General features: G+C 64.0%; 13 protein-coding genes. 5 read left to right on the forward strand and 8 right to left on the reverse strand.

What is annotated here, in order from left to right; all coding sequences use genetic code 11:
• Window positions 1-88: 88 nt before the first annotated feature.
• Window positions 89-964 carry an EamA family transporter gene (locus ACVOKU_RS18210; RefSeq protein WP_481560558.1) on the reverse strand — a complete coding sequence of 292 codons (876 nt, stop codon included), beginning with the start codon at window positions 962-964 and terminating at the stop codon, window positions 89-91.
• 72 nt (window positions 965-1,036) lie between these two features.
• Here ACVOKU_RS18210 and ACVOKU_RS18215 point away from each other — a divergent pair, with 72 nt between their 5' ends.
• The 3 genes from ACVOKU_RS18215 to fhuE all read left to right on the forward strand — a co-directional run bounded on the left by ACVOKU_RS18215 (window position 1,037) and on the right by fhuE (window position 4,476).
• Window positions 1,037-1,510, forward strand: a complete 474-nt coding sequence (locus ACVOKU_RS18215) for an Lrp/AsnC family transcriptional regulator (RefSeq protein ID WP_481560559.1) — start codon at window positions 1,037-1,039, stop codon at window positions 1,508-1,510.
• Window positions 1,511-1,547: 37 nt separating this feature from the next.
• The gene (locus ACVOKU_RS18220) at window positions 1,548-2,117 is read left to right on the forward strand and encodes a M23 family metallopeptidase (RefSeq protein WP_481560560.1); all 570 of its coding nucleotides are present in this window, start codon (window positions 1,548-1,550) and stop codon (window positions 2,115-2,117) included.
• Window positions 2,118-2,316: 199 nt separating this feature from the next.
• Window positions 2,317-4,476 carry a ferric-rhodotorulic acid/ferric-coprogen receptor FhuE gene (gene fhuE / locus ACVOKU_RS18225; protein WP_180875849.1) on the forward strand — a complete coding sequence of 720 codons (2,160 nt, stop codon included), beginning with the start codon at window positions 2,317-2,319 and terminating at the stop codon, window positions 4,474-4,476.
• Window positions 4,477-4,561: 85 nt separating this feature from the next.
• On the opposite strand, the gene ACVOKU_RS18230 is transcribed toward fhuE, so the two are convergent.
• Window positions 4,562-7,423, reverse strand: coding sequence for a TonB-dependent receptor (locus tag ACVOKU_RS18230; protein ID WP_481560561.1), 2,862 nt, complete (start codon window positions 7,421-7,423; stop codon window positions 4,562-4,564).
• Window positions 7,424-7,718: 295 nt separating this feature from the next.
• Window positions 7,719-8,126, reverse strand: a complete 408-nt coding sequence (locus tag ACVOKU_RS18235; protein WP_481560562.1) for an ExbD/TolR family protein — start codon at window positions 8,124-8,126, stop codon at window positions 7,719-7,721.
• Between the two features lie 163 nt (window positions 8,127-8,289).
• Here ACVOKU_RS18235 and ACVOKU_RS18240 point away from each other — a divergent pair, with 163 nt between their 5' ends.
• Both ACVOKU_RS18240 and ACVOKU_RS18245 read left to right on the forward strand, forming a co-directional pair.
• Window positions 8,290-10,263, forward strand: a complete 1,974-nt coding sequence (locus ACVOKU_RS18240; protein WP_481560563.1) for a transglycosylase SLT domain-containing protein — start codon at window positions 8,290-8,292, stop codon at window positions 10,261-10,263.
• A gap of 37 nt (window positions 10,264-10,300) precedes the next feature.
• On the forward strand, window positions 10,301-11,521 hold the full coding sequence (locus tag ACVOKU_RS18245; RefSeq protein ID WP_481560564.1) for a multifunctional CCA addition/repair protein: 1,221 nt from the start codon (window positions 10,301-10,303) through the stop codon (window positions 11,519-11,521).
• 119 nt (window positions 11,522-11,640) lie between these two features.
• Here ACVOKU_RS18245 and ACVOKU_RS18250 read toward each other — a convergent pair whose 3' ends face one another.
• The 5 genes from ACVOKU_RS18250 to ACVOKU_RS18270 all read right to left on the reverse strand — a co-directional run.
• Entirely contained in the window at window positions 11,641-12,564 is a 924-nt protein-coding gene (locus ACVOKU_RS18250) for a DUF6708 domain-containing protein (protein ID WP_481560565.1), read from the reverse strand.
• A 99-nt stretch (window positions 12,565-12,663) separates the two neighbouring features.
• Window positions 12,664-13,587 (reverse strand): DUF6708 domain-containing protein, encoded by a 924-nt coding sequence (locus ACVOKU_RS18255; protein ID WP_481560566.1) that lies wholly within the window; start codon window positions 13,585-13,587, stop codon window positions 12,664-12,666.
• Window positions 13,584-16,949, reverse strand: coding sequence for a T6SS effector BTH_I2691 family protein (locus ACVOKU_RS18260; protein ID WP_481560567.1), 3,366 nt, complete (start codon window positions 16,947-16,949; stop codon window positions 13,584-13,586). The genes ACVOKU_RS18255 and ACVOKU_RS18260 overlap by 4 nt, the downstream gene beginning before the upstream one ends.
• Window positions 16,936-17,907 carry a DUF4123 domain-containing protein gene (locus ACVOKU_RS18265; RefSeq protein ID WP_481560568.1) on the reverse strand — a complete coding sequence of 324 codons (972 nt, stop codon included), beginning with the start codon at window positions 17,905-17,907 and terminating at the stop codon, window positions 16,936-16,938. The genes ACVOKU_RS18260 and ACVOKU_RS18265 overlap by 14 nt, the downstream gene beginning before the upstream one ends.
• Before the next feature lies 1 nt (window position 17,908).
• The coding region (locus tag ACVOKU_RS18270; protein ID WP_481560569.1) for a DUF2345 domain-containing protein at window positions 17,909-18,686 on the reverse strand (778 nt) is incomplete at its 5' end.

Here is an 18,686-nt window from a genome sequence, read left to right on the forward strand (position 1 = left end):
GCCTGTCCCGGCCCCGGCCGCCGGGTTCGCGTTTCGCGCGGTCCCTGGCGGGGCCCTGGCACCCCACTCCGCGGGGGTGGGCCCGCCGCTACCCCGCCTGCAACGCCGGCGCCTTCGACCGCCGCGCCGTCATCGTGCTCCCCACCGAAGCCACCACAGTGCAGCCGATCGCCAGCCACTGCAGTCCATGCAGGTGTTCGTGCAGCAGCAGCATCGCCCACAGCGCGGCCACCGCCGGCTCCATGCTGATCAGGATGCCGAAGGTTTCCTTCGGCAGGCGCTTGAGCGCCATCATCTCCAGCGACATGGGAATCGCACTGGACACCAGTGCCACCAGCAGGCCCGCCAGCAGGATCTTCGGATCGAGCAGGGCCGCGCCGGCATGGATCACCCCGACCGGCACCACCACCAGCGACGCCGCCAGCAGGCCCAGCGACACCGAATGGCCGGCATGCAGGTGGCCGGCGCGCTTGCCGAACACGATGTACAGGCCCCAGCACGCCGCCGCACCCAGTGCATACAGCACGCCCACCGGGTCCAGTGCCGCCGCACCGCCCAGCGGCAACAGCAGGAGCAGGCCGACCACTGCGCATCCCACCCACAGGAAATCGATCGGGCGCCGTGACGACAGCATCGCCACGGTCAATGGCCCGGTGAACTCGATGGCCACCGCGATGCCGAACGGGATCGTGCGGATGGCCATGTAGAACAGCAGGTTCATCAGGCCCAGCGTGATGCCGTAGCGCAGGATGGTGATCGCATCCGCGCGGCGGGTCTTCCAGCGCCAGGGTCGCCAGAACAGCAGCAGCAACAGTGCGGAGAAGCCCACGCGCAGCGCGCTGGTGCCCTGCGCGCCGATCAGCGGGAACAGGTGCTTTGCATAGGACGTGCCAACGGACAGCGCCGTTACCGAGCCGAGCACCGCCAGCGCCGGCACCATCGGCGCGAATCGTGAAGTCTGCATGCGTCCAGTCTATTGCGTCGACGGCGAGCACTTGGCTCAATTACCGGCCCGTCCATGCAACTTCTGCTCGCCATGGCCACTGCCCCCGTGCTGGACAGCTTCGACCGCGCCATCCTCGCCCTGCTGCAGCGGGACAACACGCTGCCACAGCGGGAGATCGCCGAAGCCGTGCACCTGTCGACGCCGGCGGTGCAGCGACGGATCAGGCGTCTGCAGGACAGCGGTGTAATCGCGGCCAATGTGGCCGTGGTCGCGGCGGCGCGGATCGGCCGACCGCTGACCCTCATCGTCGAAGTGCGCATGGTCAGCGAGCAGCGTGATCGCGTGGCGCCGTTCAAGCAGCGCGTGCAGGACGACCCGGCGGTGCAGCAGTGCTATGCCATCACCGGTGACGGCGATTTCCTGCTGGTGCTTTCGGCCACCTCGATGGAGGAATACGACGCCATCAGCGAGCGGCTGTTCGGTGGCGACGACAACATCGAACGATTCCGCACCGCGGTGGCACTGTCCACGCTGAAGCGCAGTTTCGAAGTCCCCCTGGAATGAACCGGCCTCGACACCCACCGCGCCATACTGGCGCGGCATGAATCCTTCGCCCCGCACACCCTCCACGTCTTCCGCCCGCCTGCTGCGCCGTTGGCTGCTGCGTGCGTTCCTGCTGGTCGTCACCGTCGTTGCCGCCCTGTCCGTCTGGAACAGCCGCTGGGCCGAAGCGCCGAAGATGCTGTGGTCATTGGCCCGGATGCCACCGGCCACCGAGCTGCCGGTACCGGTGGACGGCGTGCGGCCGGGCCAGATCGCCGATACCTTCGGCGCGCCGCGCGGGCGCGACCGCAGCCATGCCGGCATCGACATCTTCGCCGCGCGGGGTACCCCGGTCCGCAGCGCGACCCCGGGCGTGGTTGCCGAGGTGCGGGAAGGCGGCCTGGGCGGCCGTCAGGTCTGGGTGATCGGCCCCGGCCGCGAGCGCTACTACTACGCCCATCTGGAGAGCTGGGCCGCAGGCCTCGCGCGCGGCCGGGTCGTAGCCGCGGGCGAGCTGCTGGGCCACGTCGGCGACAGCGGCAACGCCAAGGGCACCCCGCCGCACCTGCACTGGGGCATCTACGGCGCAGACGGCGCGCGGGATCCTCTGCCACTGCTGCGCCGCTAAGCCACGGGACGGCGATCTCCCGCAGCAGCCTGACGATCCGGTGCTGCGCATCCCCGTTCATGATTTGTAAATAGGAATAGTTCGTATTAACATTCCTTTCGATTGCAGCGTCGCCAGGACGGCGCGCCCGCCTTTCCCCTACCCGTAGCGCCTCGCCTCCTGGATGTCGGCCGAACGCGCATGCTCGTCCAGGAATCCCATGAACCGTCCTGCATTCCGTATCCCGCAGCCACAGCGGCTGTCCGTTGCCGTGCTCGCCGCACTCTGCGCCATCGCCCCGACCGCCTTCGCAGAAACCGCCACCGATGCGACCACCCTCGACAAGGTGGTGGTCAAGGGCGAGCGTGCGGAGGGCTACTCGGTACGCCGCACCTCGGCCGGTACCCGCTTCGACCTGACGCCGCGCGAGATTCCGCAGTCGGTCAGCATCATCAGCCATCAGCGCATCGAAGATCAGAACCTGGACGACATCATCGACGTGCTGGCCAACACCACCGGTGTGACCAGCACGCAATCGGACAGCGAGCGCACCGAGTTCTATGCGCGCGGCTTCTACATCGACAGTTACCAGTTCGATGGCCTGCCCACGCAGATGGTGCAGAACTGGAGCTACGGCGATTCCGGCCTGGACCTCGCCCTGTATGACCGCGTGGAGGTGGTGCGCGGCGCCACCGGCCTGCTCAGTGGCGCAGGCAACCCGTCCGCCTCGGTGAACCTGATCCGCAAGCATGCCGACAGCGCCGAGCTGGCCGGCAGCGTATCGGTGAACGTCGGCAGCTGGGGCCGTACCCGTACCACCGTGGACGTGGGCAGCGCGCTGAATGCCAGTGGCACCGTGCGTGGCCGGGTGATCGGCAGCTACCTCGACACCGACGCGCAGATGGACCGCTACAACCAGCACAAGACGCTGGGCTACGCGGTGATCGACGCCGACCTGACTCCGGACACGCAGTTGAGCGTGGGCTACGACTACCAGCAGAAGCGCGCCAATGGTGCGACCTGGGGCGGCTTCCCGATGCTGTTCTCCGACGGCTCGGCCACCGGCTACGACGAATCGTTCAACGCCAGTCCGAACTGGACCTACTGGGACACCACCAGCAAGCGCGCGTTCGCCACCCTGCAGCATGCCTTCAGCAATGGCTGGAAGTTCAAGGTCGGTGCGACCCACGATGAGACCAAGGCCGACGACAAGCTGTTCTACCCGGCCTACAACGACTGGACCAGTGGTGCCTCGTTCTTCGACAGGACCACCGGCACCGGCATTTCGCCGTCGGCCGGCTTCTACAACACCGAGCGCAAGGTCAACGCGGTCGATGGCTATATCGACGGCCCGTTCCGGCTGTTCGGCCGCGAGCACCAGTTCATGGCCGGCCTGAGCTACAACAAGCGCGAGTACGCCAACTACGGCGACTACCAGATTGGCGGCCCCGGCCAGAGCTGGGACCCGTTCACCAGCTACCTTGGCTGGACCGGCGACATCTCCGAGCCGAACTGGAACCCGCTGGCGCTGGCCAGCGAAGGCACCATCACCCAGAAGGCCGGTTACATGGCCACGCGCCTGTCGCTGGCCGACCCGCTGAAGCTCATCGTCGGCGCACGCTACACCGACTGGAAGAGTGAAGGCGAAGGTGCGGACCGCTCGCACAAGGTCACCACGCCCTATGCCGGCCTGGTTTTGGACATCAACGATACCTTCTCCACCTACGCCGCCTATACCGAGATCTTCCAGCCGCAGACACTGAAAGACCGCAACGGCAGCTACCTCGATCCGGTCGATGGCAAGAGCTACGAAGTGGGCGTCAAGGGCGCGTGGTTCGACAACCGCCTCAATGCTTCGCTGGCGGTGTTCCGCATCGAGCAGGACAACGTCGGCCAGGCCACCGGTGAGCCGGTGCAGGGCAGCCAGAACGAATTCGCCTACCGCGCCGCGCGCGGCACGGTCAGCCGCGGCTTCGAATTCGAACTGAACGGCGAGCTGGCCCCGGGCTGGAACGCGACCTTCGGTGCCTCGCGTTACGTGGCCAAGGATGCCAACGATGCCGACATCAACACCAACCTGCCGCAGACCGCGCTGAAGCTGTTCACCAGCTACACGCCGCAGTCGCTGCAGGCACTGACGGTCGGCGGTGGGGCGAACTGGCAGAACCGCATCTACTATGCGGTGCCGGCCTACGGCCGCATCGAGCAGAACGGCTATGCCCTGGTCAGCGCTTTCGTGCGCTACCGCATCTCGCCGGAGTTCAGCGTGCAGGCCAACCTCAACAACCTGCTGGACAAGCAGTACCTCTCGCAGATCAACGGCTACGGCGCGTACGGCGATGGCCGCAACGGCTCGCTGACGTTCACCTGGTCGTTCTGATCAGCTGCAGGGAATCAGCCGGGCATGGGCTCGGCTCTACACCCGCAAGGCAGCGCCGGAGTGTCCGGCGCTGCCCCCCTTCACATCAGAACCGCAGGTCCGCGCGCAGGTACCAGTAGCGGCCACGCGGGATGTCATAGGTCGACGCGTCATAGCCGTTCAGCGAGCACGACAGGCAGATCGGCGGATCCTTGTCGAACACGTTGTTCAGGCCGGCGGTCAGCTGCAATCCCTTCATCCAGTCGATCCTGTAACCCACCTGCAGATCATGGAAGGTGGTCGCCGAGAGCGTATTGGTGCCCGCCACCTGGTTGCTGCACACCGGGAACGCCACGGCGTCGCCACAGTCTTCGGTCAACTCGGAGATGTGCCGCACCGTCCAGTTCGCGCTCCAGTTGTCCAGTGTCCAGCCAATGCTGGCGTTGCTGGTCCATTCCGGAATCGAGCTGTCGGCCACTTCCACGCCCGGCTTCTGTGGCTGCCGCTGGCCGGCCGCACCGGTGGCCTCGTAACGACCGACGAAGGTGTTCTTCCAGCCCAGCTTGAACTGGCCGATCGAGGTCTGCGGCAGCGTCCAGAACAGGTCCACGTCCCAGCCATCGGTCTTGATCGAACCCAGGTTGGTCAGTCGGTTGTTGAAGCTGCTGACCGCGCCGGTGCTGGCACGGGTGATGCCATCGCAGTAGACCGGATCCAGCGTATCCACGCACAGGTCCAGCTGGGTCTGCGCGTTGATCGCCTGGATCGCGCCATCGATGTTGTGGCGGTAGAACGTCACTTCCACATCGAAGCGCTCGGACCAGGAGGTGTTGTTGCCGAACCACGGGCTCCAGACGAATCCGGCACTGAAGCTGCGTGAACGCTCCGGTTCCAGCTCGCGGTTGCCGCCGGTGGTCACCGAGATCTGCGAGTTGGCCTGCTGGAAGCCGGCCGGCACGCCCAGCGCGGCACAGTTGGCGGCGCTGCCACGCGGCGGCGTGCCGCCCAGGCCGATCGAGCACGGATCGAACAGCTGCAGGTCCGCGCGCGCGGCCGAGCCGTACAGTTCGCCGATCGACGGCGCGCGGAAGCCTTCGGCATAGGTGGTGCGCAGCACGAAGTCATCGGTCACCTGCCAGCGCAGGCCGTACTTGGGCGTGAACTCACCACCGAAGGTGGAGTAATCCGAGTAGCGGCCTGCCAGACTCAGGTCGAGCTTCTTGCCCAGTGCCGAGTCGGCGAAGATCGGCACGCTCAGTTCCAGGTAGGCTTCATTGACGTCGTACGAGCCGGAAGTCGGCTGCGACGGCACCCCGTTGTAGTGACCGATCACCGTCAACGGGTCGGGCTGGTACCAGCCTTCGTACTTGCGGTACTCGTAACCGGTGGCGAAGGACAGCGGGCCCGCCGGCAGGTTGAACAGATCGCTGGACAGATTGGCGGTGAACAGGCTCAGCTCGTTCTGGCTGCGGTCGCGTACCACCGGCTGGATCCAGCGCAGCATGTCCGGGGTGATGGAACCGGCACCGCCGAAGATGTTCAGCGGCACGCAGCCCGGCGTCGCCGCACAGGCGGCCGGATCGCCCAGCGCCAGGTTGACGTTGTAGATGTTGTAGCTGCCGTAGTTGGTCTGTTCGGCCTTGTTCTTGCTGTACATGCCGTTGACGTCCCAGAACCAGCTGCGGTCGGCCGCCTGGAAGTTGCCGACCAGGCCGGTGGCGAAGTACGTGGTGTTGACCTCCTGCTCGAACACGCGCGCGCCACCTTCCACCGGGCGGCGGCCGACCAGGCTCATGTTGCCGGACGACACCAGGTCGAAGCCGAACGGGTTGTAGGGATTGAGCGCCGAGATGGTGATGTTGTCGGCCAGCGGATTGCCGGTGGCGCCATCGGGGCCGAAGAACAGCGGCTCGGGGCCAGCCTGGTTGGTCGACTCGCGACGGTTGCCCAGTGCCTTGACGTACCACTGCACGTTGTCGGTGATGTCAAAGCGGAACTGACCGAAGAGGCCCTTCCGCTCCGACGGCGTCAGCACCATGTTGTACTCGGCGAAGTTGAAACGGTCAGCGCTGGTGAAGCAGTGATAGTCGTCAGTGCGGTTGCAGCCGGCACTGCCGTCATAGCGTGGATTGCTCACGCCGGTGTTGGGCACGATGTTCTGCTGCGCGCCCGTGTTGGGGTCGACGAAGGCGAAGCGGCCCTGCGGAATGGCACCGCTGCCGAAGGCCAGGCCGGTACCGGGAATCGGGAAGCGCGACTGTTCACGGTCTTTCGCATACACCGGATCCTGCTTGGTCCAGCTGGCGCCGAGGAACAGACTGAAGCGATCACCGCTCTTGCCCCAGGCCAGGTCCACGCCCTTCTGCGTGCCGTCGCCCTTGCTGTATTCGCCGTAGTTCAGGGTCACCTGGCCGCCATCGAAATCACGGCGGGTAATGATGTTGACCACGCCGGCGATGGCATCGGAGCCGTACAGCGACGACGCGCCGTCTTCCAGCACCTCGATGCGCTCGACGATGGCCAGCGGAATGGTATTGAGATCGGTCGCGGCGCCGACACCCGACGCCGATGACTCATTGACCCAGCGGATGCCGTCGACCAGCACCAGCACGCGCTTGGCCCCCAGGTGGCGCAGATCGACCTGCGCCGAACCCGCACCGACGCCGCTGCCATCCGGGGGGAAGCCGAAGTTGCCGGACGAATTGAACTTGGCATTGAGCGCCGAACCGGAGCCGGTGAGCTGCTGCAGCACTTCACCGATCGAACTCAGGCCGGTGCGCTCGATGTCGCCGCGGGTCAGGGTCTGGATCGGAACCTGGCCCTCCACTTCAGCGCGCTTGATGCGGGTACCGGTGACCTCGACCGCGTCCAGGTTGGTGGTGGACTGTGCGGCGGCGCCCAGCGGTGCCAGGGCAGTCACGCACAGGGCGACGGCAACCGCCAGGGGGCGGTGGTGCAGGTGATTCATTCGCTCTCTCTCCAAAGGAATGTCGGGACATTGGCTGCCGTACGCCCCTCCTGCATGGCGGCAGCGTCTCCTTTGTAAACAAGTAGTCAAAATCACGGCGTGATGACCGACACCCTTTCACGCAGGCTTGACGCGATTGACGGGCAATCGCATCAGATAGCGACAGATTCTGTGCCGTGTCCCAGCCTTGGCGCGGTGATCACGCGCCTGTTGCGACAGCTGGTGCCGGCATCCGCAGAGTGCTCCAAAGCACTCTGGTGGAGGGGCTGTCCATCGACAGCCCCTCGTCCGCTGCTCAGCGCACGAACGCAACGCGCTCCATGCCGGTGGCCTCGGCCGCCGCCAGGATGCGTGCCATCCCTTCGTACTCGGCCGCCGGATCGGTCGCGATGCGCAGCTCCGGCAGGTTGCCGGCGTACTTACCCGCCTGCGCCTGCAGGCGCGACTGCAGATTGGCAATGGCCAGAGGGTGGCCGTTCCAGCTGAGCTGGTTGGCTGCATCCAGACGCAGTTCGATCGGCGGCGGCGGGTCCGGCCGGGCGACCACGCGATCGGTCGCCTGCGGCAACTGCACTGCGATCGGCCGGGCCACGATCGGTGCGGTCACGATGAAGATGATCAACAGCACCAGCATCACATCCACCAATGGCGTGACATTGATCTCCGCCAGCGGGCCATTCCTTCCTGCGCTACTGAACGCCATGTGCCGCTCCCTGCAGCCGGGCGGTTCGCCCGGCTCTGACGTTACGCCGGCATCCCGCCGTTGCGGCAGAGGCTGCATGCACCTGCATTCAGCCGCCGTTGCCTTTGTCTGGCGTGCACGCGATGCGAAACTGAATTCAGCCAGTGCCCGCTATGCTGGCGCCATGACCCGACGCTCTTCGACCGCCCTGTCCCTGCTCCCGCTGGCCTCCCTGCTGCTGATCGGCTGCGCCGGTGCCCAGTCCCTCGATGCCCAGAACGCGCAGCTCAAAGCCGCCATCGCCGCTGCCGAACGCGGCCAGTTCGATCCCGGCCAGGCCGCCGCGCTCAGCCGCCATCCGGCCTATGGCTGGCTGGAGTACGCCAATCTGCGGCGCAACATCGACACGGTCGACACCGCGCAGGCGCAGGCCTTCCTCAAGCGTTACGAGGGCCAGGCCGTGGCCACCACCTTCCGCAGCGTGTGGCTGCCTTCGGTGGCACGCCGGCAGGACTGGCCCACCCTGCTCGCCAACTGGGCCCCTACCGACAATCTCGGCCTGCGCTGTGCGCAGTTGACCGCGCGACAGGTGACCGGCGGCGTCGATCCGCAATGGATCAGCGACGCCCAGGAGCTGTGGCGCCGGAACGGCAAGTCACTTCCCGACGGCTGTGATGCAGTGTTCGCCGTGCTGCAGGCCCAGGGGGGCCTGAGCGACGCACTGCGCTGGGAGCGCATCGACGCGGCCGCCGACGCGCAGCAGCCGGCGGTGATGCGCAGCGCCGCGCGTGGGCTTCCCGCCGCCGACCTGGCGCTGGCCAACACCTATGCTGCGTTCGTCGACAAGCCCAATGCCAGCGCACTGAACTGGCCGCGCAATGATCGCAGCCGGCGCATCGCCACCGATGGCCTGGTCAAGCTGGCCAAGGCCGATCCGGATGCCACCGAGCAGCAGCTGCCGCAGTACGCGCAGGCCCTGGGCCTGAGTGCCGAGCAGCAGGCCCAGGTGCGCTATCAGATCGCGCTGTGGACGGTTGCCTCCTACCTGCCTGATTCCGCGCGGCGCCTCAATGCAGTCCCCGACGCCGCCTACGACGAGCGCCTGCATGAATGGCGCGTGCGCGAAGCGATGTCGCGTGGCGACTGGCCGGCGACCCTGGCGGCGATCCGCAAGATGGGGCCGAAGCAGCGCAACGATCCACGCTGGCGCTATTACGAAGGACGCATGCTGGAGAAGACCGGGCAGGCACAGCAGGCACAGTCGCTGTTCCGGGAGGCCGCGCGCACGCCCACCTTCCACGGCTTCCTCGCGGCCGACAAGCTGCAGCAGGGCTACACGCTGTGCCCGTGGAAACCCAACGACAGCGAACAGGCCAAGGCCGCAGTGGCTCGCGATCCTGCCATCCAGCGCGCAGTGGCGTTGTTCCAGATCGATCGCGCCGGCTGGGCGGTGGCCGAATGGAACAGCGCGCTGTCGCGCTTCGATGACGCCCAGCGCCGACTGGCCGTGCGGGTGGCCCAGGACAACGGCTGGTTCGACCGCGCGGTGTTCTCCCTCGGCAAGCAGCCGCAGGAGCAGCGCCTGTATGACCTGCGCTTCCCGCTGCACCATGACGCCACGATCCGCCGCGAATCGGCGCGCAATGCCATCGACCCGGCCTGGGTCGCTGCGGAAATCCGCGCCGAAAGCATCTTCACTCCGCGCGCGCGCTCGCCTGCCAATGCGATGGGCCTGATGCAGGTGCTGCCGGCCACCGGTGCCGCCGTGGCGAAGTCCATCGGCCTGACCGGCTACGGCGGTGCCGACAGCCTCTACGACCCCGACACCAACATCGCCATCGGCACCGCCTACCTGCGCCAGCTGATGAACAAGTACGACGGCCTGCCCTATGTGACCATCGCCGCCTACAACGCCGGTCCGACGCCGACGGCACGCTGGCAGAGCCAGCGCCCCGGTTTCGATCCCGACCTGTGGATCGAGACGATCAGCTACAAGGAAACGCGCGAGTACGTCGCGCGCGTGCTGGCCTTCAGCGTGATCTACGACTGGCGCCTCAACGGTGACGCCCTGCCGCTGAGCGACCGCCTGATGGGACGCCTGGTCGACAAGCGCAAGCGCTTCAGCTGTCCGGCGGACGCGGGTCAGGGCGGCGACTGATTCGGCTCTGCACGCCGGGCATGCCATCATCCCCGCCATGAAGATCTATCTTGTCGGCGGCGCCGTGCGCGACCGCCTGCTGCAGCGTCCCGCCGGCGACCGCGACTGGGTGGTGGTCGGGGCCACGCCTGCGCAGATGGAAGCGCAGGGCTTCAGCGCCGTGGGGCGGGACTTCCCGGTCTTCCTGCATCCGCAGACCGGGGAGGAATACGCCCTGGCCCGCACCGAGCGCAAATCCGGCCGCGGTTATCGCGGTTTCGTGGTCGATGCCGATCCGGCGGTAACGCTGGAAGAGGACCTGCAGCGCCGCGACTTCACCATCAATGCCATTGCCTGCGACGAAGACAGCGGTGCGCTGGTCGATCCTTACGGCGGCGTGCGTGACATCGAGCAGCGCGTGCTGCGCCACGTCGGTCCTGCCTTCGTTGAAGATCCATTGCGCGTGCTGCGCGCGGCCCGCTTCATGGCCCGCTTTGCCCCGCTGGGGTTCACCGTTGCCCCCGAAACCATGGCGCTGATGCGCGAGGTCGCTGCCAGCGGTGAGCTCGACGCGCTGGTACCAGAGCGCGTCTGGCAGGAACTACGAAGGGCGCTGGCAAGCGAACGGCCTTCGGCGTTCCTGCGCACCCTGCACGAGGCGCAGGCACTTGGCCCGGTCCTGCCCGAGCTGGAAGCGCTGTATGGCGTTCCGCAGCGTGCCGAGTTCCACCCGGAAATCGACACCGGCCTGCACCAGGAGATGGTCAGCGACATGGCAGCTGCACTGGCCCCGGGCGATGACCTGGTCGGCTTTGCCGCGCTTACCCACGATCTCGGCAAGGGCCTCACCCCGCCGGAGGAATGGCCGCGCCACATCATGCATGAGCAGCGCGGCATCACGCCGTTGAAGGCGCTGTGCGCCCGCTTGAAGGTGCCGGCCGAACACCAGCAGCTGGCGGAAGCGGTCTGCCGCGAGCACTTGAACGTGCACCGCATCGACGAGCTCCGCGATGCCACCGTGCTGGAACTGCTCGGTCGCTGCGACGCGCTGCGCCGGCCCGAACGCATCGCGCGCATCGCCCTGTGCTGCGAGGCCGACAAGCGCGGACGGCTGGGATTCGAGGACAGTGACTACCCGCAGGGCGAAACGCTCAAGCGCCTGCATCAGGCGGCGCTATCGGTACAGGCACGGGATCTGGATACGACGCACCTGAAAGGCCCGGCGATTGGTGAAGCATTGGCCAGGGCGCGGGTGAAGGCGATTGCGGCGGCACGGTAATCCCCTATTTTCAGGTTCTCCTCCCATCTGAGGGGAGAGGCTCACGGCCGACACGCCAGATCGTGGTTGTCGAGACTACAAACCGGGGCAGGTCAAATGCCGACGCAGCCAATCTTGCGTCAAGTCTTTGGAGCAGCCCACGCCTCAGACTCCGACAGCTTTCGCCCTAAGGCCGCCATTGCCTCATCCGGGAACTTCGGAAGTCGGCCCGTGCTGAACGTCTTGAACTTCTCGCCCGGGTCCAAAGCCGGGCCGGCATCGTTCATGTATTGACGAATGTGCTCCCAAAGCTGCAGCAACTCGAAATCGTCTCCCCATCCCTTGAAGCCGATGTTCACCTCACTGGCGACCTTCGTGAGGTCGTCTTCACGTCCGAAAACCATCGTCAGGATGTATGTCCAGCGAGCAGAACTCATGCCAGCAGTGACCTCGAGGATCCTGTATGTTCGAGGTTGAAGACTTTCCCAACTGTGCCGTTCAAACCTCACCGGAATAAATTCAAAGATCCGTATGAATGACGGCATCGAAGGAACTGTCACCCAGACATCCTTCGTTTTCCTGTTAAAAATCACCGGGAAATCCGATGGCATCAGCACCAGAATACGAAACAGAACACTGAATCCACTAGTTCCAAAGAGTGCACCGAACAAGGTCCCAAATGCGAGGCCAAACGCAACGCCGGGCTCATGCACCAGAAACTCCCAGCCCCCCTTGAGCAAGACAGAGGCACCAAAGAACGAGGACGCGACGAGACCCAGGGCTGGAAGAAATCCGAACCACGCAAGTAATGAAAGACTTGCGGACCCTCTCAGCCCACTAATCATGATGCCGTTCTCATAGGCCGCCAGAACAACATCGGACGATGAGGGGCCACTGTGAACTCGATCGCCGCCAGTGGAATTCAGGATCCGGCGGGGTTGGGCCACACCAACCTGTCCGGTGCCATTAGTCCGCTTCTTTGCAAAATCCGTATCAAAGAACGGCTCCTCGCCGTCCCACTCTTCAACCAGAACGTCGCCATACCGCTTCCTGGGTCTATTCATTCAACCAAAATCCTCTCATAGACCGACCTCCTCTGTTTTTCAGCAGCGGGGCTCTTTAGAGTTCACATTTCATCTGGCCCACCGCCAATAACAGGGCCATTAGGCCCTCGTAATTTCCCAAGCCTCGGATTCCGAGAGCTTTCGCCCCAAGGCCGCCATTGCCTCATCCGGGAACTTGGGAAGTCGGCCCGTGCTGAAGGTCTTGAACTTTTCGCCTTGGTCCAAAGCCGGGCCGGCGTCGTTCATATATTGGCGAATGTGCTCCCAAAGCTGCAGCAGCTCGAAATCGTCTCCCCAGCCCTTGAAGCCGATGTTCACCTCACTGGCGACCTTCGTGGGGTCGTCTTCACGTCCGAAAGCCATCGTCAGGATGTATGTCCAGCGAGCAGAACTCATGCCAGCAGTGACCTCGAGGATCCTGTATGTTCGCGGTTGAAGACTTTCCCAACTGTGCCGTTCAAACCTCACCGGAATAAATTCAAAGATCCGTATGAATGACGGCATCGAAGGAACTGTCACCCAGACATCCTTCGTTTTCCTGTTAAATATCACCGGAAAATCCGATGGCATCAGCACCAGAATACGAAACAGAACACTGAATCCACTAATTCCAAATAGAGCAGGAAACGAGGCCAAAAATGCGAAGCCAAGCGCAACGCCGGGCTCCTGCACCAGAAACTCCCAGCCCCCCCTCAGCAAGACAGAGGCACCAAAGAACGACGACGCGACGAGACCCAGGGCTGGAAGAAATCCGAACCACGCAAGTAATGAAAGACTTGCGGACCCTCTCAGCCCGCTAATCATGATCCCGTTTTCATAGGCCGCCAGAACAACATCGGATGATGAAGGACCACTGTGAACTCGGACACCGTCAGTAGAATTCAGGATCCGGCGGGGTTGGGCCACACCAACCTGTCCGGTGCCATTAGTCCGTTTCTTTGCAAAATCCGCATCAAAGAAGGGCTCCTCGCCCTCCCACTCTTCAACCAGAACGTCGCCATACCGCTTCCTGGGTCTATTCATTCAACCACCATCCTCTCATAGACAATAACGTCCCCTCCATCAAGAGCGTCTCGAATTGTTAGCTCCACCGCCAAAGCCGAGAATCGACTACTCTCGACATGGCCGGATATTGTCAATGCCTCAACAGAGACATGATCCATCCTGCCTTCTGATACGCCCTGGCCCCAGTTCTCTCCGGCATTGCCCAACTCATCGGTGGAATAGCGGGCGATGCTCTCCATCCCTGCCGCGCCCTGACCGCTCACAAGAATATTTATTCCCAGCCGTTTCCGAATCTGATCTACAAGCTTAAGCGTGACCAAAAACTCCCTAGTGAACCTTGCACCGGAGTCATGGGCGGTCATGCGTTTCACTGCATCACCGATGATCACGTCATCCGCAGATGCGACATTCTTCCAGCTGAACGCGCTTCTATACTGCGCATCCACCTCAACACCCAAAAGAACTTTATTGAGTTCTCCAAGTTCTTCCTCCTGCGTGACCCAACGGGTCGAGATCCACCTCCCCCAAATAGTCCTGGCCGCCCAATCCTCGAGAGGAAGCGTCATTAGAAGCGAGGCAACGAAACCGAGCGCAAGTCCGAGAATCACAAGGACGATGCCCCACCCAAGCCATGAAGTAGATGTGCCAAAACCCTGAACAACGATCGATGCTGCGTATAGAGCAAGAGCGAACCCACCAGCAAATAGCGACGCCCCTTCTAGAGAATGCGCTATAGCAGCACCACCGCGCCCATTCTTCAAATCGTCCGCAGCAGCAACAAAGGCCTGCGCCGAATCAATGAACGAACCAATAGCCGCAAACAGAGCAACGGTGGCCTCCAGACGCTTGGCAAGCCCCTTCTTGAGAACATTCTGCGCGTACGATTTCGCGACATCGAGGAATGCCGAGACCACACCTAACCCTGCCGAGAAGAAGCTGAAGATGGCATCTCTGCGCTCCTTCGCCGTGCCAACCTCCAGCTTCTTCCACGCTTTGGCAACTTCCATCGCCTGAATGATGCCGGCACCGGCACTCATCACCGTAGGCACATCGGCAATCACCTTGGGTGTGGCCGAAGCAAGGCTCATCAGACCACTGGACCCCATGGTAATGGGAGCCGCTGCGGCAGCCGTCCCCGCTGTCGATCCTGGCGCCGGCCGCGCACTTGCCACAGATTGCCCCTGCTGGGCAGTCGACTGAAGCGCGCGCAGTTGCTCTTCACTCTGGTTGGTCCACAGATGCAGCTTCACTCGCGTATCAGCCGCTTCACCGGCACCTGCCAGCTGGAGAGAGCTTCCGCTTCCAATCACCAGGCTCTTCACGCCATTGCGCTTGCCGGCCGGCGTGTCGGCCGCAGCCGCAGTGAATGCCCTTGAGACCTCCCGCCACGCGCGCCCTGCCATCCGCAGAGGGGCATCAACGATCAGATGGGTAATGTGTGGGGCCGCTCGTTTGACCATGCTGCTCAACAACGCCATGACACGGTCGTACAGAAGCGGAGAGAGCGTCTTCTTCACTTTCCCTGCGCCAAGCGCTACGGCGCCCACCATCGCGATCAGCGGGCTGGCATACGCACGTGCAAGAATCCGCAGCGTGTCAACGTGCTTCACGGCCAACGCGGCCGCCTTCCCGCCCTGGTTGGACTCGCTCAGCTTCTCTGCCAGATCAAGCAGATTGTTGAGAACCTCAGTGGCCTTGTTTCTCTGGCCCTCTTCGACGCTCCACCCGGAAAACTGCTCAAACGCGTCTTTCTGATTGCCCAGCATGGCCCTGACCAGCAGATTGTCTTTGTTGCTGGGATCATCCTTTACGAAGTCGGCGTACCACTCCACAGCCTCGTCGTCGATGGGCCCGCCGTGCAATAGGTTGGCGACCACCTGGCTGTAATAGATGCCATCTTCGGGGCTCGTCTCATCGAAATCGAACCCGGTGACCAGCTTGCGGCCATTCCACGACAGAAGATCGCGGTGATCCCCCTGGATGTGCTTGCGCAGTGCCTTGTCTTCAGCGGAGTACCTACCAAACTCCTTCAGGTAGTCTTCCCAGCCCAGTGACTTTCCGGTGACGGTGTCGCGAGTTTTGCCGGACGCCTTCTTCTTGATCTTATCGATCAGCTCAAGCGCGTCGGCCTCAAAAGCGCCGCCGGCTACGTGCACAGTCCCGTAGCCGTTCTGTCCGCTTGAGGCGACGCCTTTACCCCACGGGCCGTTCATGGGAATAGCGAGCGGCGACCAGCTTGCGGACGAAGGAACGATGCCTGCCTTCTGGCGAGCCTCGAACTCTGTCTTCGTTATCATTTCCGCACGAAGATCCATTGCAGACATCGCAGGCGGATTGCGATCACGGAAGTCAGCCTCCCGCACCCTGGCCTGCTCAACCAGCATCTGCTGAAGCCCCACCAGCGTCACTGCAGTCTGCAGGCGTCGCGCACCGTCCTTCTGCGCCATCAACCACGTCACAGCCTTGCTGGGCAGTGTCAGGCGAAGATGCGCGGCTTCGTGGGCCATACCGACCGGGTCGCTGACACCCAGGATCAGAGGCTGTCTGGCGGCTGGATCCCTGGATGCGCCCGCGATTGCAGCCGCCGCCGCGGCAACGTCCTTGGCGGACTCGCGCCGCTCTTCGGTCTGCGCATCTTCCGAAGCCGGCTTCTCTGGGACCTTGCCATTCTTGTCCAGCGCTACCTGCCCTGGACGATGGGGATTTCCGCGCAGGCCTTCAAGCATGCGACCGCGCTCGACGTCGTAGTCCGCAATTGCGCCCTGTATCGCACCATCCGTGAGCGCCAGCGCACGGCTGCTTTGACCGGTGGACGCGTTCAGGCGAGTAAAACGCTGGTTCAGAAGCTCCGGGTCTGCCGCGTAGTTCTGCCTTACCTTCACGGATAGCGGCACTTCGCTGAAACCTATCCAGACCTCACCAGCACGGGAGGGCTCTTTGATGTTGATCAGCATAGCGGCGGCATAGCCCGCCGCGCGCTCACAACTGAAGCGCGGCATTTCCTCTGGCAGAGGTGGATTCTCCAACGGAATGGGGCTGACATAGCCTGCCTCGTCGACAGCGTAAGCCTCCCAACCTTCTCCACCAATCAGCGCATGCATCGCTGGAGTCTGATAGTAGACGTAGACGTACCCTGTCCTCAGCGCGCGCATGACATAGTCGGAGAACTTCAGGTCGGGCGCGGAAAGCCCGGCCATCAGTTGGCGTGTCTGCGCGGCTGATCTGGCCGCGTATCGTGCTTCAGCCAGTCCCGGCCTGGTAAGCAACACGGGCAGGCCAGACTTGACACATGACGGGCAGCCGCCAGCACCGCACGTCTTGGTTCTCCTGGCAGCGGTGATGGCGTTGCTCGAATATTGATTGCTATCACCTGAAGCCATGAACGCTCTCTCCTTGAGGGGCCTCCAGATGGCGAGCGCCGGATCCGCCTTGTCGGACGGACAGTGCCATGGCGTCCCACCTGCTATCGGGAATCGCAGCAAGGGCCAAAGCGAGATTCGTGGCCTGTGCCTGGGATGTGGCAACAAGTCGCCGAAGCTCTGGCGACCTGAGAACGTGATTGTCTACCTGCAAGGCGCACGCTCCGAGGAGCACTCGATCATGCAGGCTTTGGGCGCCAGCGGCCTGCGCCTCGGATAGCGCGAACTCGGCCAGATCGAGGTAGTTCGCCGGAACGGTTGGTGCGAATCGCCGCCATCCTCTGAGCATGCTCTGCACAGCCTCGCACTCGTCGAGCTTGCTCCCATCGAACTTCCATCGGAGCCCAGTGCGCTCCCGCTGTGGTGTCATTGACACGCGGAGTTCAGCGACACTCGAATCTCGCCCCAACACCAGGATCTGCGTCATGGGTCCTGCCATGAAGGCCTGCTGGGCGGCGTCCAGGCGGCGCCAGAGCCACTTGAGTACCCGCCTATCCGCGAGGCGCAGATACCGGCGTCCCTGCCCGGCTACTCGAATCGTACAGATCGTGGCCCAATGTCTGGCGATCTCATCAGGCTCGGAGTCGAAGCCGATCCAAGGCCCAATGGCGAACCCGTGCTCTGCCTCACTATCGGGGTTCCGCTGCTCTTCCATTGCCTCAAGGCAGGTGGCGTGCAGCAGCGCGACGCCATCAGAGGTTGCTTCCAGCAGAAGCAGGTACGGAAGGCGCGATGGCGTTTTGTCACGAAGTGGCACATTGATTCTGAGTTTGGTTGCTCCCAGCTCCGCGACAAGCCCATCATCAAGTGGGTCGCGCACCAATGGATCGATGATTGCGCCTGCCCAGCGCGGCTGGCGCGGACCATGCAATCTTTCACCGACATCCCGGATCAACGATTCAAGCGAGTGATGATTCATTTCAGATAGTTGCAGCGCCGGCAGCTGCCAGCTGACTGTCCTTGGTTGGGCACGCTTTGAGATCTGCGGCAAGCACAGGGAGTTGCCCCACCACACTCGCCGGCCCCAGCCATTCCCTCTGGCTCGCCTTGAACTCCACCTTGCCCGGTGCGCCCAGTTCGATGTTGTCGCCCTCGATCCGGATGTAGGCCCCGGCCGCCGTCGCCAGCAGATGCTTGCTCGGTGCCGACAGCTGCACGTCCGCTTCGGTACTGGCGATGCGCACCTGCGTCTTGGCCGCCACGATCACCTGGTTCTTGTGCGCACGCGCACTCACCTTGCCCTGTGCCGCATGCAGCGCGATGCCGCGTTCCTGGTTCGGGCTCTCGCCGCTGGGTTCCATGCCGGCGGTGTACAGCACCAGGCCGCCGGCCACGGCCATCGTCAAGGAGCCCTGGGTCATCCAGTTCAGTGCCACGCCGCTGGCCAGCGTAGTGTGGGTGCCACTCACCCACACCTGGTCGGCCGGGGTCAGGCTGAGGACGCCGGCCACGCCACTGCCCAGCAGGACCGGCGCACTCCAGCCCGGCGCTTCACCGTCGCCTCCGGCAATGCTGCCCGCCGCGCTGCCACTGTGGGTGGCGCGCAGGGTCTCCTGCAGTTCGGTGAGGGTAGCGTCCACCGGCAGCTCGGCCGCCTCGCCAGGCAGCTGCGCCTGCTGCTTGCCTGCCGACTCGGCCAGCTGCTGCAGCAGCTGCTGGCTTTCCTGCAACTGGCTCAGTGCCTGCGGCGCCGCCAGC

The sequence above is a fragment of the Stenotrophomonas sp. STEN147 genome (genome assembly GCF_056757995.1).

Excerpts from the sequence above, each read along its gene's own strand:
- ACVOKU_RS18210 (WP_481560558.1), bottom strand. The coding sequence starts at position 964 with ATGCAGACTTCACGATTCGCGCCGATGGTGCCGGCGCTGGCGGTGCTC.
- ACVOKU_RS18215 (WP_481560559.1), top strand. The coding sequence starts at position 1,037 with ATGGCCACTGCCCCCGTGCTGGACAGCTTCGACCGCGCCATCCTCGCC.
- ACVOKU_RS18220 (WP_481560560.1), top strand. The coding sequence starts at position 1,548 with ATGAATCCTTCGCCCCGCACACCCTCCACGTCTTCCGCCCGCCTGCTG.
- fhuE (WP_180875849.1), top strand. The coding sequence starts at position 2,317 with ATGAACCGTCCTGCATTCCGTATCCCGCAGCCACAGCGGCTGTCCGTT.
- ACVOKU_RS18230 (WP_481560561.1), bottom strand. The coding sequence starts at position 7,423 with ATGAATCACCTGCACCACCGCCCCCTGGCGGTTGCCGTCGCCCTGTGC.
- ACVOKU_RS18235 (WP_481560562.1), bottom strand. The coding sequence starts at position 8,126 with ATGGCGTTCAGTAGCGCAGGAAGGAATGGCCCGCTGGCGGAGATCAAT.
- ACVOKU_RS18240 (WP_481560563.1), top strand. The coding sequence starts at position 8,290 with ATGACCCGACGCTCTTCGACCGCCCTGTCCCTGCTCCCGCTGGCCTCC.
- ACVOKU_RS18245 (WP_481560564.1), top strand. The coding sequence starts at position 10,301 with ATGAAGATCTATCTTGTCGGCGGCGCCGTGCGCGACCGCCTGCTGCAG.
- ACVOKU_RS18250 (WP_481560565.1), bottom strand. The coding sequence starts at position 12,564 with ATGAATAGACCCAGGAAGCGGTATGGCGACGTTCTGGTTGAAGAGTGG.
- ACVOKU_RS18255 (WP_481560566.1), bottom strand. The coding sequence starts at position 13,587 with ATGAATAGACCCAGGAAGCGGTATGGCGACGTTCTGGTTGAAGAGTGG.
- ACVOKU_RS18260 (WP_481560567.1), bottom strand. The coding sequence starts at position 16,949 with ATGGCTTCAGGTGATAGCAATCAATATTCGAGCAACGCCATCACCGCT.
- ACVOKU_RS18265 (WP_481560568.1), bottom strand. The coding sequence starts at position 17,907 with ATGAATCATCACTCGCTTGAATCGTTGATCCGGGATGTCGGTGAAAGA.